The following is a 14,146-nucleotide window of genomic DNA, read 5'->3' on the forward strand; positions in this document are numbered from 1 at the left end:
TGTAAAATGGAAGACTTAACTCTGCGTTATTATGACGCGGAAATGCGTTATTTAAGGGAAGCGGCAAAAGAGTTTGCGCAGGCGCATCCGGATCGTGCAGCCATGCTGGATCTGGATAAAACTGGTATTCCCGATCCCTATGTGGAGCGATTATTTGAAGGTTTTGCATTTTCGATGGGGCGATTGCGGGCCAAAATTGACGATCATCTTCCTGAATTTACCGAAGGTTTGATGAGTCTGCTGTGGCCTCATTATTTACGTACCATTCCTTCTTTAAGTATTGTCGAGCTTTTGCCTGATATTGATGTGCTGAAAATGAGCGAGAGGATTAACGCGAGGTTTGGCGTATTGTCACAGCCCGTCGGTCCTAAAAAAACGGTATGTCAGTATCGTACTACACAGCCCGTCACGCTCAATCCGCTGTCTGTCACGGCGGTGAATATCGATGCGGAACCTGACGGACGCTCGGTCATTCGTATGCGAATAAAGTGCAATCCACAGATGGACTGGTCGCAAACTGATCTGACGCGCCTCAGTTTTTACCTGAGTGGTGATGCGCCGGTGACCCATGCGCTGCACCTTGCTTTGACAAAGCGTCTGGCCTCTCTTTATCTGAGGCTCCCCAAAAGCGTAGAGCGTATTCGACTGGATGGTTACTTTTCACCTGGCGGATTTGCCAGTGAAGACAGTTTATGGCCAAAAGGCGATACGGCGTTTGGCGGCTGGCAATTATTGCTTGAGTATTTTACGTTCCGCGAAAAATTTATGTTTGTCCATCTTAACGGTCTGGAAAAGATAATGTTTCCTGCTGGTATAGATTGCTTTGAAATAGAGGTGGTACTGACTCAACAGTGGAGTTCTGAGCTTCCTCTGGGGAGTGAAAATATTCGTCTTCATTGCGTTCCGGTGATTAATCTCTTCACTATGGAGGCCGATCCACTGGTGGTTAATGGACTAGAAAGCGAATATTTGCTGCGTCCGCGCAGGTTGCAGGATGGACATACGGAAATTTATGCAGTCGATGCAGTTTCTGGTTCACAGCGAACGCATAACGCTGTCTATGCTCCTTTCACCAGTTTTCGCCATAAGGGAGGCATGATGCGCCGTAACGCGCCAGAGCGTTATTACCATACTCGCGTCAGACGCGGCGTATCCGGATTATATGATACATGGTTGATCCTTGGAGGAGATGCCTGGGAGCGGGATCGTCTTGCTGAGCAGGAAACCTTGTCATTAAAAGTGACCGGAACAAACGGTCAACTACCCAGGCGAGCTTTGCAGAGTTCATTGCTCAATCGCTGCGAGCAGATCCTCCAGACGCCGATTGCCGTGCGCAATCTGTGTAAGCCGACACTACCTGCTTATCCTCCAGCAGAGGATCGTTTTCACTGGCGAGTGTTGAGCCACCTGGGATCCAGCTTTCTGAATATGATGGCCAGCGCAGAAGTGCTCAAAGGAACGTTGTCTCTCTATAACTGGCAGGACGATGAGCTTAATTATCGTCGTCTGGATGCGATCATGGATGTTCAGCAACATGAAATACAGCGCTTTGAAAAAGGATTTTTACTCCGTGGGGTGGATATCGAAATAACGCTTGATGAGAACGGATTTACCGGTGAGGGCGATATTCATCTGTTTGGTGAAATGCTTAACCGCTTTTTTGCGTTGTATGCGGATATTCACTTATTTAATCAGCTTACTTTAATCATACAGCCGGCAGGGAAAAGCTTGCGATGGAAAGAGAATCACAATCAGCGACTACCCGGCTGCTAAATAGCCTTGGTGAAAACCTACCCCGTACTAATTTTTATCGTTTCTGCCAGTTGTTGGAACAGTGGAATCCACAAGCGCCAAGTCCTGGAAGCCAACAAAGTCCGCGCTTCGATACCATTCGTTTTCGTCCTCATCCCGGGATGGGGTTCCCGGCGGGGGAGCTAAAAAATGCAGAATATGATCCGCTACAACCCATACTTCCACCAACGGTTCGTGTCACTTTTATGGGATTGTATGGCGTGGAATCGCCGCTGCCGACAACCTATCAGGATGATATTGCCCAGCGTCAGGAAGGTTCGGACGTTGCTGCTGAGTTTCTGGATATTTTTAACCATCGCTTAATTACGCAGTTTTATCGAATCTGGCGTAAATACAGCTATCCGGCGACCTTCCGCCCAGGCGCTACAGATGAAACATCACAATATTTACTGGGGTTGACCGGGTTGGGCATTCGGGGATGCGCCACGCAAACCGAGGCTCCGTTATCGCGTTTTTTGGCGCTGTTGGGAATCATGAGAATGCCAACGCGTACGGCGGAAGGTATATCCGCGCTGGTATCTTTATTATCGCCAACAACAAATATCACCGTGACTCCTCATGATAAGCGCTTAATCCTGCAGGATAAGCCGTTAAAAATGAGAACGCGGCAACCCGTTAGCCTCCATTCTCGCCCGGTGATGGGACATAGCGCTGTAGATATTAACAGCCAGGTGCTTATTACTCTTACAACGGATGTTCCCGATGAGGTTCGCGACTGGTTACCGGGCGGCCAGCTTTATCATGATTTTCTCGCGCTGATGCACGTGTATTTAGGCGCCAGAGTCAATGCAAGGCTGCAATTACGCATTCCTCGCTCGGCGCTTCCGGATGCTCAACTTACCAGTAACAAATGTGAACGGGCAGTACAGCTTGGCCGCACGGCCGTTTTGCGTCTGGATAACCCGGAAGCTAAGAATCAATTTATAACAATTAAACTTGGGCTTTGGCAGAGCCTTAGTCAACATGATCAGCGGAGGGAAGCCGATGAGACTGGCGATTATCGCTATTAATTTTGCCGTAATAACCGGAATGACTAGTGTGGTCACTGGATGTGGTCTGACACAAAAAGTATCTGAAGGCACGGTGTCATTAACGAAGTCTATTTTTTATAAGGAAATTAAAACGCTGCATTTGGATCTTTCCGCCAGAGAAGGCGCTAATAAAAATGCGCAGGGCATAGCGCTTTCTACGGTTGTGCGTATTTACCAACTCAAAGATCGTAAAGCGTTTGACTCGGCTAATTATCAGTCTTTATTTGTGCAAGATAGCACGGTGGTGAAAACAGATTTACTGGCCCAGAAAGATGTTTTGATACGTCCTGGTGAAAGCGTAACTGTCGATATTCCACTCGAAAAGGAAGCGCAATATGTTGCCGTGGCGGGGATGTTTATTTCTCCCGAACAGTCTGAAGATTCATGGCGCGTGGTATTACGCCGTGAAGATCTCGATCCTGATAAGGCGCGTGTGCTTGAATTAAATACCCGGACTCTGGCACTCCTGGCGCAGGAGGATGAGTAATGGTCAAGCAGCCGTCTCTTTATGACATCTTACTGGGTAATTTTTCCGGTGGTTTCCCTTTGCACTCGGTCAGTGAAAACACGCAGGTCATCTTATCCGTCCTGGATAATATGCAGCGCATTTTGAATACTCGTGCCGGTAGCCTCAAACATTTACCCGATTACGGTCTGCCGGATATGACCAAAATCCTCCAGGGAATGCCAGGTACGGCACATCAGCTTATCAGCACGCTTTCTCTGGTTTTGTTGAAGTATGAACCGCGGCTAAAAGGTATTCAGGTAACGATGCAGGAGCAGGAAACGCCGGGGCATTTGCGTTATTCCATTGATGCTGAACTGCAAGACCTTGGCATTGTTCGCTATGGTACTGATTTTACCCCTGAGGGGCGGGTTCTTATCCGTCACCTTAAGAGGCAGGGTTGGCTTGAGACTGGAGTGTACTGACATGGATAAGTATCGCATCAGCACCGGTGGTGACCCGCGTGCTTTCACGGAGTTCGGGTTGTTACGCGATGAAATCAGCAAGCTGACTCACCCCGCGCGCCCGGACGTTGACTGGCAAAAAGTTGAACAGTTAAGCCTCGCATTGTTTCGTCATAACGGCGTCGAACTGCAAACACTGTCCTGGTACACCGTCGCCAGAATACGGAATGCGGGACTGGTGGGACTTGCCGAATGCGCGGAACTCCTGGAGGCCTTACTGACGCACCACTGGAATGCAATATGGCCACAGCAAACTCATGCCCGCGTTGAGATGTTGGCATGGCTCTCAGCCCGTTTACAGCAAGAATTGCGTACGCTAACGCTGTCATATACTGATTTATCCATGGTGTATCGGGTTGAACAGAGTTTAAAACATGCCTGCGAAGTGCTGCAACGGCTTGAGTTGAAAGCGCTTAGTAAACTGGAGGCTGTCGTGACCTGGATGCACAATGCAGCTTTGCGTCTGGAGAAATCCGAACCCGATTCGGGATCGGCCATTGTGATGATACCGGCTTCAGATGCAACAAATAACGTTGTGACGTCTTTGCCACAACTGGTCTTTGTGGTTAATGAGCCAGCGTCGTCCGGGCAATCGAGCGCAGCGGTTTTAGCGACCAAAATCGATCATGGAACCCGACGCATGTGGCTGGGGTTTGCTATCGGTGTCATGGTTACAGCAGTGGTGAGTACCGGCGCTTTTCTTGCTATCAACCCTATGCGAGCCGACGGATATGAACTGGTTAAGCCATTGCCACAGGTGCCGACGCCTGAACAATTGTCCACATTGAAGCAGTCCTCAGATTTGCAGGGGAAGAAGCAAGATATAATTGCTGCAACGCAAGAGCAATTGGACGTTTACATCGCTTGTCACCTTTGTGGTCGCGGGAATACGCTGCATCATTAGCGCAGCAGTTAGTCACTCTGTGGCCGGAAGAATCGCAGACGACAGTAATCGCGAGCAGCTTACAGAAACAGTTAACTACGGAAGCGTTGCCGGAAAGTGCTCTGCAAAACTGGCATCATGCCCAGCAGGGGCTGGAAGCGTTAACCGCCCAGCTAAATGCGCTTGATGAACGCAAGGGTAAATATCTGACGGGGTCGGAGTTGAAATCAGCCATTTTCACTATCCGCCGCCAGCTTGACCAAACGCCGCCGACAGAAGAATTGTTGCGTCAAATCGATGAGGAATTAAAAAAACAGGGGAGTGTGTCACCCGCTTTGTATCAGCAGCTCGATATACGGCTTAACCAGCTTCTTAATCGTTATACGCTGCTGAAACAAAATGCCATTCGAGGGCGGTAGCACTGGAAATAAGCCAGCCAAAGATCATCAACTGATTCAGTTGGTTATATAAAATTGGTTGATGATCTCCGCTATAAAATCATGAAAAATTAATAATATTTATCAGGAATTATCACTGAGTGCCCTAAAAGGTTAACGCCAGGATCTCTATCGGGACCTCTATAGTGCACACTGCCCATCACTGCACCCTGATGCCATAGACGCGTCCTCGGAAACAGACAACGACTCATTTAATAACGCCCCGATTTCTGCTCCCAGCGCGAGGTCGTCTACCTGACCAAAATATTGCTGGCGTAGGTATCCCTGCTGATCAATTAACGTCAACGTAGGTGTACCGCGCATAGCGTAGGACAGCATGGTCTGGGGGACATCATTGTCAGGAGACGGCATATCCACCCCGACGGGGAAAGGGATGCGGTATTCTGATAGAAAGGTTTCCAGTGCCTGTGCGGTCATTACCTCATGATGTTCAAAAACCGTATGTAGGCCAATAACGGCCACCTTATCCGGTGGAAAAGTGGCGTACACACGTGAAACCTGCGGCAGTCCATGGGAAACACAGCCAGGACACAGCATCTGAAATGATTCCATTACCACGACCTTGCCGCGTAATGATTCCAGGGTTATCGGCTGTGATGTATTAAACCAGCGTTCAATTGTCAATGTTGGTGCTCGCGGATGGCGAATGATATTCATGTTAACTCCAGAACCCGCACTGTGGTGCGGGTTAATTTCTGTTACTGGTTTACTTTCCCCGGCAGCGTCAGCTTGCCAGAGGCCACTTTAAATACATCCTCGACGCAAAGTAGCGGCGCATGAACGGATGCATTAACTCGTAGCCCGGCAGTTACGCCATCAAACTGGCTGGCAGTGACCACGCCAATATTATCGAACGGAACTTTCACTTCTACAGTTTCACCTGTCAGCGTAGGATTCCAGCCCGGACTGTCCAACAATACCGGCAAGCCAGGCCAGGTTTTTGGCAGCCTGGGTTTTTGTCCCTCAGGAATATCAACTACGGCCAGTGCGCCAGGCCCGCAGACCTCGTTAGGCTTCAGCACCACCCAGTGGGTATGCCACAGATCGCCATCATTGTTGCGGTTACCATCGCCATTTTCATCATACAGCGGCGTATCATCCAGATCAGGATGGGATGTTACCGCCAGAGCCAGGATACCGGCCTTATGTTCAAATCCCACTTCATACGGATCGATCGTTGTCGGCCAGACATAAGAGAAAATTTCCGTTCCCGCCAGCTTACCTGTTACTGCAGGCTTACTTTTACCTGCCTTGCCGGAAACTGCCATATGGAAGGTGGCAACATTCCCTTCGGTAGTGACTTTCGTGTGCACAATATCAAACTCAGCCAATACAGCCTTGTCGGCGCTGGTTTTAATACCGCCCTGATGAGGCTCATTGCCATGTGCACCGGCAGAGGTGGCTACAGCCATTGCTAATACAATCGCAATACGTTTCATTTTTATCCTTAAAGCAGATCTTTAATAAACGCACCAAAGTTGATGTGAAGCGGGATACCGCCATCCAGTACCAGGGCTGGAACAGATTGCACACCAGCTTCGATGGCCTCATTCAGTCGGGTTTTATCATTTCCGAGATGAACGATTTCTACCGTGTATTGAGCGGGATCGAGTGCCAGTGCGATTTGGTGTTCTGCATCTACGCATACCGGGCAACCTGCATGAAAGAAAACGGCTGTTTTACTCATGATGACTTTCCTTGTGTAATATCAAATGGTATCGAATCGATACCATTTGATATTACACACACACTGAAAATATTGTCAATATGGTTTTGAATCGATACTATTGATGACAGTAAATCCCTATCGTTAGAAAGTCTGGACGTTTGTTTATCCAGCACGTATCCCGGCAAGCAGAGGCAGGTAACTGTGACACTCTTTGATATTCTTGAACGCCTGGTGAGCCTGCAAATGGGCAGCTTTTATCGCCATCCGCAACTGAAAGGACTCCCCACAACATGGGTTCAGATTCTTTTCTATTTAACGCGATGCAATGGTTATTCCAATACGCCCGCTGCAACCACGGAATACCTCGGGCTGACTAAAGGCACGGTATCGCAGTCCCTGAATAAACTAGAGCGTGAAGGTTGGATTAGAAGAGAAAATGACGGTAAGGATAAACGGGTTGTCCATCTGATTCTGACATCCAAAGCGAGTGAAGTGATGCATAGCATCATGCAGGAGACACTGCAGGAGCCGTGGGATTCATTAGCTTTTTCTGAGGAACAGCTGAAAACAGTTTTTCTGGCCCATCTTCGGAGTATGCAGAAAAATCAGGGGGCCAGAATGTTTGGTGAGTGCCGTTTTTGCCGTTTTCATCAGTCGATAAATGGGCATCCCTGGTGTGGTCTAACAGAAGAGCCGATTCCCATGGAAAGTATCACATTAATTTGTCGTGAATTTGAGGAGCCGGAAAATAGTTGCAGCGTTAGCGCTCAGAATGAGAGAAAGGGCTAGATACTGGCTTTTGAACGGGTAAAGTGCGGACATAAAAAAATCCAGAAAATGGTATGCGCATTCTCTGGATTTTGTAGTGGAACACTGAATTTGGCCACCTGAACATAGGTGATATGCTCACTCTGCCACGTGTTCGGGGTTCATCGCAGCAGTTAACCCCCCTGAAAAACCAGACGGCAGACGGGCTGTATTACGCCGTCAGGTTCTGGCGTTGCATAACATCAACCATGTTTTGCTGGCGCAAGAAGTATCGTGACCATGGCAACGCTGAGAGGCTTCCGGATGAGGGCAAGCTGATTGCACCGATTGAATTTCTTGTGACTGGCGATTTGTCATCGTGTATGGCGCTTTCCTTACCCGTGCCAGACTCCCGGAGTCTGCTTCAGTGTTTAACACGCAGCAATTTACTAAGCAGAATAAATATGAATGATTTAACCCTGCATTATTATGACGCTGAAAACGCCACCGACAGAAGAATTGTTGCGTCAAATCGATGAGGAATTAAAAAAACAGGGGAGTGTATCACCCGCTTTGTATCAGCAGCTCGATATGCGGCTTAACCAGCTTCTTAATCGTTATACGCTGCTGAAACAAAATGCCATTCGAGGGCGGTAGCACTGGAAATAAGCCAGCCAAAGACCATCAAATGAGTCAGACGTTTTATATTAACTTAGTTAATGATCTTCGTTATAAAATCATGCGAAAGAGTCAGCGCTTTCGCTGATTCAGGCGGATTGTATGCCTTATTATAAGGATCGCAAAATCCGTGACGGCTGTTGAGTATATGAAACGATACTAGTGGATACTGACGGAGTTTATGCTGGAGAAAGTAAGGATCATAGGCTTCTTCATATTTCGCCTGGATAACCAGTGTTGGGCTGTTGGGCATTATATCAGTATAATCACGTATACGGCTTCCGTAGAAACTGACGATACCATCGCAATGTGTATTCTCCGAACAAAGCCATGCTAATGTCCCTCCAACACTGAATCCGACGATTATTATTTTTTTATAATGATCACGTATTCTTATCAGTAAATCGAAGATCATTGATGTATCGAATCCGCAGAACTTCATGAAATAATCGTATGCCTGGCTATGTTGATCGTATGAGAAAGGTTCTTCGCGGTTCAAAAAATTGGGGCAATATACATCAAGTCCTGTATTGTGCAGTTCTTTACATACTTGCTTGATATGATTATTCAATCCATAAATTTCATGTAAAACTATCACAGCATTTTCATTTTTAGATAATAGAGTATACATCAACTGTCTCCCGTAGTTTTTAACTATCTATTCTAATAATAAAGTTTGTCAAGGGTTATCACCGGGCGTAAATTTTACAACCTCTCTGAAAATCTCGTTGCCAAGAATCTCGAGCTGATTCATTACCTCATCACTGGCCTGTTCCATTCTTTTTAACGCCAGGGACATATGCTCATGGTCGCCAGAAATCGAATACTCGATTGCAAGAACGCCGGAGTTATGTAACATCTGGTGAGGATCCTCCAGATTTTTAAATCCCGTTAAATGAGCGAAACATCTTCCAGTATCACCGTAATACCATTTCCCCAATCTGCACTGACTATATGATGTCAACGTATCATCTAATTTATTCTCGGTAAGTTTTTTATATAGATCTATTTTCCAGATAACATGATCCATTTTAATGATACTTAAAAATAGTAAATTTGATATGTAGTCAATAATTGCCTTCATTGCGGCTGATTTTTCAATTACACTTTTAATAGAAAAAACAACTTCATTCATATGCTGAGTGATTTTCGTGATTATTGCTAGCTGTGCTTCGATGGATGTATCAACCGTAGAACCATTATTCTGGAGGATTTCCGTTTGCAAAAATATATGGTTAGTGCACATTTTAACATTTTCAGCTAGTTGTCTAACCTCTTTAGATATAACGCTAAATCCTCTTCCCGCCTCACCTACTCGGGCAGCTTCAATCGCTGAATTTATTGCGATTAGATTTGTATGATTGGCAATTTTTTGTATGTCTTTAATTGCATCATTAATTTCAGTCAGTGATAACTTCAGATGAGTCATTTGTTTTTGAATTTCTGCTGATTCTTTGCCTGCCTCATTGATCTCAATAACGAGTGATTCAAGGGAATGCATTGCTTTATTATTTTGTGCGTTTAGTTCTGTTATTTTATCTTTTTCTGTATTTAATTGTTCATGAGTTGAAATTAATGATGTTCTGATCAGGTTGAGTGTTGATATGCCAGAAGTGAAATGATGGCAGATGATTTTATTGTAGTTTTCTGCTTTTTGTTCAGCGATGGGGGTGTCAGCTTCGATGATGTCGGAAGAAGTGTTGTAATTATAGTTACTATTTCTTTTAACTATCTTAGCGATAATTTTCCTGATCATCTTATCAATCCTTTTTCGATAATAGGTTTAAGAAAATAATGGTTTAATAGTTTATCGCCTATGTTATAGATTACGTCAATATATTTTTAATTAGTATTATTTGATGTATTATAATTTCTTGATAATTGTTTTGTTGAATTATTTTACAGAAATGGCCTGGTGTTTTTTAAATGCGCGTGTTATCTATTAAGATAAGGATTATACTTCAGTTGAACACTACAGATAATGATATTTCAGAGTATTAAAATCTCCATCTGTTAGTTTTATATTTTAGCTTAACCTAAATATTCCTGTGATATCACTCTCCAGCCTGGATGTGTAGTTGGATTACATCATTTATGTGTGCATTGAAAAATTCAGAGAGTGGTTAGATGTATCACTATATATCGAGTACATGACCAAAATTGAGAATGTGATAACCGCCGGTTAAAATGCAACATTATTAATGTATTTATAATAACAGCGGTGCCCGGATCCGGACTAACGCAGCAGGCGGTGAACAACGCGCTTGTCGCGCTGGCCCCGCAGGGGTGAGCCGCTGGAGACGAATAATCGAACGGAGCTTGATGGAGAGTCCGTTTCTCCAAAAGCAAAAACCCGCCTCTAGGGCGGGTTCTTTAAATAGTGGTGCCCGGACTCGGAATCGAACCAAGGACACGGGGATTTTCAATCCCCTGCTCTACCGACTGAGCTATCCGGGCAACGAGGCGCATTAAACCCGATTCGCTTCGCTTCGTCAACGAAATTTCTTCAAATCAATGCAGACTGCACAATCTATCACCACATTGCTGCTAATGCACGCATTCTCAGCCAAAAAATGCCGTCCAGGCGGCGGAAAGCGGCATTGCCAGCAGCAGGGCAGGAAGCATATTCACAACCGCAAACATCTTGATGCCGCAAATACGCAAACCGGTTGCCAGCAGCAATAGACCGCCTACGGCGCTGAAATCGGCCATCATAGCTGGCGTCGTCAGGGGTAAAATCAGTGCTGCACAGGTGGCAAGCGTTAACTGGATTGCCAGCATCGGCATGCAAATGGCGGATACCGCGATTCCCAGCGAACAGGCAAAAATGATGGCCGTGAAGAAATCCAAAAATGACTTGGCGATTAAAATATTCGGGTCGCCGGTCATCCCTTCATGTATCGCACCGAAGATCCCGGTACCGCTGGCGCAAAACAGCACAATGATAGCCACATAGCTTTGAATAAAGGATTCGTGCGTAACGTTGGCGTCCGAGCGGGTGAAAACCTGCTGCGCTTTGGCTACCGCGGCATTGATCCCTTTTTCGAGATGACAGAACTCGCCAATTAACGCGCCGACCAGCGTTGCCAGAACCATCACCGGTAGATTGGCGCATTTGATAACCAGCAAGATACCAATCCCTAACGAGGCCAGCCCGAAAATTGAGGTCATGGAGACCCGAATACGTTCTGGTATATGCTGGCTGAGCAGCGCGCCGAGAATGCCACCAAATAAAATAGCGCTGGCATTAATAAAGGGTCCGATTACCACATTTGCTCCTGCATACCCATCATCGTCTTGATACTAAAGGCAATTAGCTGGGTGAAATTATGTTTCAGATTGCATTATTATGCCGCAACTTTCAGACGAAATGCTTGCTTATCTGTAAGGTTTCCGCACAGGATTTTATCTTGCGCCTGTAAGTGAAAGGTGCCATGATTGCGCGAATTTTCTCCTGTCTGAATGGGGCTGCCTGGGATGATATTACTCCCCCTACATCGCCTTCAACATCGCCTTTTTGCGCGACGTTTGCCCCTTCCCGCGACTTATCTTTACGCTCCCACCATGCGGTGAGGGCAGCGCACGCTCACTGCAGGATAACAGTAAAATCAGAGGCTATCTGCTTTTACTGATGTCTGGCGGGCGGGGCTGGTAACCAGTTTGACCTGTCATTTCGTGGGCAAAGCCATGCGGCGTTGTCCGGGACTTTTGATTTTCCCGAAACGGGTTATTGCGCTTATGAAATCAATGAAAATTGCCGCCAGTAGTGAACTGGTTTCTCGTCTGTCCAGCCATCGTCAGGTGGTGTCGCTGGACAGTACTGATTTTACTGACGTTGCGGCAGTCGTCATTACCGTTGCGGACAGCCGCAGTGGGATCCTGGCTTTGCTGAAACGCACCGGTTTTCATCTACCTGTGTTTCTGTTCGCAGAGTCTGATGTTGATGTGCCTGCGGGCGTTAATGCGGTAATTCGCGGTCAGGCTCAGGACTGGCTGGAGCTGGAATCTGCTGCCTGTCAGTATGAGGAAGAGCTGCTGCCGCCGTTCTATGACACGCTTACCCAGTATGTCGAAATGGGGAACAGCACGTTTGCCTGCCCGGGACACCAACACGGTGAGTTTTTTAAGAAGCATCCTGCGGGCCGACATTTCTATGAGTTCTTTGGTGAGAATCTGTTTCGCGCGGATATGTGCAACGCTGACGTTAAGCTTGGCGATCTGTTGATTCATGAAGGATCAGCGAAACATGCGCAGAAATTTGCCGCGAAAGTTTTCCACGCGGATAAAACCTACTTTGTGCTGAATGGGACCTCTGCGGCCAATAAAGTGGTCACCAATGCGCTGCTGACGCGCGGCGATCTGGTGCTGTTTGACCGCAATAATCATAAATCGAACCACCACGGGGCGCTGATCCAGGCGGGTGCTACGCCGGTTTATCTGGAAGCGGCGCGTAATCCGTTTGGCTTTATTGGCGGCATTGATGAGCACTGCTTTGATGAGGAGTATCTGCGCCAGCAACTTCGAGAAGTTGCGCCGCAAAAGGCTGATCAACCGCGCCCGTTCCGTCTGGCGATCATTCAGTTGGGTACCTATGACGGTACGATCTACAACGCCCGGCAGGTGATCGACAAGATCGGTCACCTGTGCGATTACATCCTGTTTGATTCCGCATGGGTCGGTTACGAGCAATTTATCCCGATGATGGCCGATGGTTCACCGCTGCTGCTGGAGCTCAATGCTAACGATCCGGGGATTTTTGTCACTCAGTCGGTACACAAACAGCAGGCCGGATTCTCGCAAACCTCGCAGATCCATAAAAAGGATAACCATATTCGCGGCCAGGCGCGGTTCTGCCCGCATAAGCGTCTGAACAATGCGTTTATGCTGCATGCTTCCACCAGCCCGTTTTACCCGCTGTTTGCGGCGCTGGACGTTAACGCCAAAATCCATGAAGGCGAGAGCGGCCGTCGGCTATGGGCGGAATGTGTGACGCTGGGGATCGAGGCCCGCAAAGCGATTATTACCCGCTGTAAGCTGCTTCAACCGTTTATTCCTCCGGTAGTAGATGGCAAACCGTGGGAAAGCTATCCGACACAGGTGATTGCCAGCGAGCGTCGCTTCTTTAGCTTCGAAGCTGGTGCTAAATGGCATGGTTTTTCTGGATATGCACGCGACCAGTATTTTGTCGATCCCTGCAAACTGCTGTTAACCACTCCGGGCATTGATGCGCAAACCGGGCAATATACTGAGTTTGGTATTCCGGCGACGATTTTGGCGCATTATCTGCGTGAAAACGGTATCGTGCCGGAGAAATGCGACCTTAACTCGATTCTGTTCCTGCTGACCCCAGCAGAAAGCGCTGAGAAACTGGCGCAACTGGTCGCGATGCTGGCGCAGTTTGAGCAGCATATTGAAGACGATACGCCGCTGGCAAACGTGCTGCCCACCATCTTCAACAAGTATCCGGTACGTTACCGGGATTACACGCTGCGTGAACTGTGTCAGGAGATGCACTCACTGTACGTCAGCTTTGATGTGAAAGATCTGCAAAAAGCGATGTTCCGTCAGGAGAGTTTACCTGCCGTGGCGATGAACCCGCAGGATGCTAACAGCGCCTTTATCCGCGGTGATGTTGAACTGGTGCGTATTTGTGATGCCGCTGGTCGCATTGCGGCAGAAGGCGCGCTGCCTTATCCTCCGGGCGTACTGTGCGTGGTACCGGGCGAAGTATGGGGCGGGGCGGTGCAACGTTACTTCCTGGCATTGGAAGAGGGCATAAACCTGCTACCGGGCTTCTCGCCGGAGCTGCAAGGGGTTTACAGTGAAACGGATGCAGACGGTATTAAACGTCTGTATGGATATGTTCTGAAGTAAGCGTCATCTGACCAAATAGGGCCAC

General features: G+C 47.4%; 14 protein-coding genes, 1 tRNA gene and 2 pseudogenes. 10 read left to right on the forward strand and 7 right to left on the reverse strand.

Going from position 1 to position 14,146, the window contains the following annotated elements; genetic code table 11:
* The first annotated feature begins 6 nt into the window (after nucleotides 1-6).
* From tssF to HV352_RS23630, 6 genes are read left to right on the forward strand one after another with little or no spacing between them, the layout of a single operon-like run.
* On the forward strand, nucleotides 7-1,773 hold the full coding sequence (gene tssF, locus HV352_RS03650; RefSeq protein ID WP_181635207.1) for a type VI secretion system baseplate subunit TssF: 1,767 nt from the start codon (nucleotides 7-9) through the stop codon (nucleotides 1,771-1,773).
* A complete protein-coding gene (gene tssG, locus HV352_RS03655) occupies nucleotides 1,734-2,822 on the forward strand; it encodes a type VI secretion system baseplate subunit TssG (RefSeq protein ID WP_029139656.1) in 1,089 nt (362 codons plus the stop codon). The genes tssF and tssG overlap by 40 nt, the downstream gene beginning before the upstream one ends.
* Nucleotides 2,797-3,330 (forward strand): type VI secretion system lipoprotein TssJ, encoded by a 534-nt coding sequence (gene tssJ / locus HV352_RS03660; RefSeq protein ID WP_049268754.1) that lies wholly within the window; start codon nucleotides 2,797-2,799, stop codon nucleotides 3,328-3,330. Before tssG ends, tssJ begins: the two co-directional genes overlap by 26 nt.
* Nucleotides 3,330-3,773 (forward strand): type VI secretion system baseplate subunit TssE, encoded by a 444-nt coding sequence (tssE, locus tag HV352_RS03665; RefSeq protein WP_049268755.1) that lies wholly within the window; start codon nucleotides 3,330-3,332, stop codon nucleotides 3,771-3,773. Before tssJ ends, tssE begins: the two co-directional genes overlap by 1 nt.
* Nucleotide 3,774: 1 nt before the next feature.
* Nucleotides 3,775-4,716: a type VI secretion system ImpA family N-terminal domain-containing protein gene (locus HV352_RS03670; protein WP_249415452.1), complete on the forward strand. Its 942-nt coding sequence runs from the start codon at nucleotides 3,775-3,777 to the stop codon at nucleotides 4,714-4,716.
* Nucleotides 4,677-5,114: a VasL domain-containing protein gene (locus HV352_RS23630; RefSeq protein WP_249415453.1), complete on the forward strand. Its 438-nt coding sequence runs from the start codon at nucleotides 4,677-4,679 to the stop codon at nucleotides 5,112-5,114. The genes HV352_RS03670 and HV352_RS23630 overlap by 40 nt, the downstream gene beginning before the upstream one ends.
* Nucleotides 5,115-5,273: 159 nt before the next feature.
* Here the strand turns inward: HV352_RS23630 and HV352_RS03675 are convergent, their stop codons facing one another.
* From HV352_RS03675 to HV352_RS03685, 3 genes are read right to left on the reverse strand one after another with little or no spacing between them, the layout of a single operon-like run.
* Nucleotides 5,274-5,810 (reverse strand): redoxin domain-containing protein, encoded by a 537-nt coding sequence (locus HV352_RS03675; RefSeq protein WP_049268885.1) that lies wholly within the window; start codon nucleotides 5,808-5,810, stop codon nucleotides 5,274-5,276.
* Between the two features lie 41 nt (nucleotides 5,811-5,851).
* The gene (locus HV352_RS03680; RefSeq protein WP_049268884.1) at nucleotides 5,852-6,592 is read right to left on the reverse strand and encodes a hypothetical protein; all 741 of its coding nucleotides are present in this window, start codon (nucleotides 6,590-6,592) and stop codon (nucleotides 5,852-5,854) included.
* 8 nt (nucleotides 6,593-6,600) lie between these two features.
* Complete coding sequence (locus tag HV352_RS03685; RefSeq protein WP_016154483.1) at nucleotides 6,601-6,840, reverse strand: hypothetical protein; 240 nt, start codon at nucleotides 6,838-6,840, stop codon at nucleotides 6,601-6,603.
* Nucleotides 6,841-7,023: 183 nt separating this feature from the next.
* Here HV352_RS03685 and HV352_RS03690 point away from each other — a divergent pair, with 183 nt between their 5' ends.
* The 3 genes and pseudogenes from HV352_RS03690 to HV352_RS03700 all read left to right on the forward strand — a co-directional run.
* Nucleotides 7,024-7,611 (forward strand): MarR family winged helix-turn-helix transcriptional regulator, encoded by a 588-nt coding sequence (locus HV352_RS03690; RefSeq protein WP_049268881.1) that lies wholly within the window; start codon nucleotides 7,024-7,026, stop codon nucleotides 7,609-7,611.
* A 120-nt stretch (nucleotides 7,612-7,731) separates the two neighbouring features.
* Nucleotides 7,732-7,896 (forward strand): annotated as a pseudogene (locus HV352_RS03695) (IS3 family transposase); the annotation flags it as partial.
* Nucleotides 7,897-8,061: 165 nt separating this feature from the next.
* Nucleotides 8,062-8,226: pseudogene (locus tag HV352_RS03700) on the forward strand (VasL domain-containing protein); the annotation flags it as partial.
* Nucleotides 8,227-8,281: 55 nt separating this feature from the next.
* Here HV352_RS03700 and HV352_RS03705 read toward each other — a convergent pair.
* The 4 genes from HV352_RS03705 to HV352_RS03720 all read right to left on the reverse strand — a co-directional run bounded on the left by HV352_RS03705 (nucleotide 8,282) and on the right by HV352_RS03720 (nucleotide 11,517).
* On the reverse strand, nucleotides 8,282-8,878 hold the full coding sequence (locus HV352_RS03705) for a dienelactone hydrolase family protein (protein ID WP_019077656.1): 597 nt from the start codon (nucleotides 8,876-8,878) through the stop codon (nucleotides 8,282-8,284).
* A gap of 48 nt (nucleotides 8,879-8,926) precedes the next feature.
* The gene (locus HV352_RS03710) at nucleotides 8,927-10,003 is read right to left on the reverse strand and encodes a methyl-accepting chemotaxis protein (protein WP_049270274.1); all 1,077 of its coding nucleotides are present in this window, start codon (nucleotides 10,001-10,003) and stop codon (nucleotides 8,927-8,929) included.
* A gap of 625 nt (nucleotides 10,004-10,628) precedes the next feature.
* A tRNA-Phe gene (locus HV352_RS03715) sits at nucleotides 10,629-10,704 on the reverse strand.
* Nucleotides 10,705-10,809: 105 nt separating this feature from the next.
* Nucleotides 10,810-11,517: a DUF554 domain-containing protein gene (locus tag HV352_RS03720; RefSeq protein WP_046274954.1), complete on the reverse strand. Its 708-nt coding sequence runs from the start codon at nucleotides 11,515-11,517 to the stop codon at nucleotides 10,810-10,812.
* A gap of 468 nt (nucleotides 11,518-11,985) precedes the next feature.
* On the opposite strand from HV352_RS03720, the gene HV352_RS03725 reads away from it, so the two are divergent.
* A complete protein-coding gene (locus tag HV352_RS03725) occupies nucleotides 11,986-14,121 on the forward strand; it encodes an ornithine decarboxylase (protein ID WP_075847606.1) in 2,136 nt (711 codons plus the stop codon).
* The last annotated feature ends 25 nt before the right edge of the window (nucleotides 14,122-14,146 follow it).

Source organism: Citrobacter sp. RHBSTW-01044 (assembly GCF_013781945.1).
Taxonomy (GTDB): Bacteria; Pseudomonadota; Gammaproteobacteria; order Enterobacterales; family Enterobacteriaceae; genus Citrobacter; species Citrobacter braakii.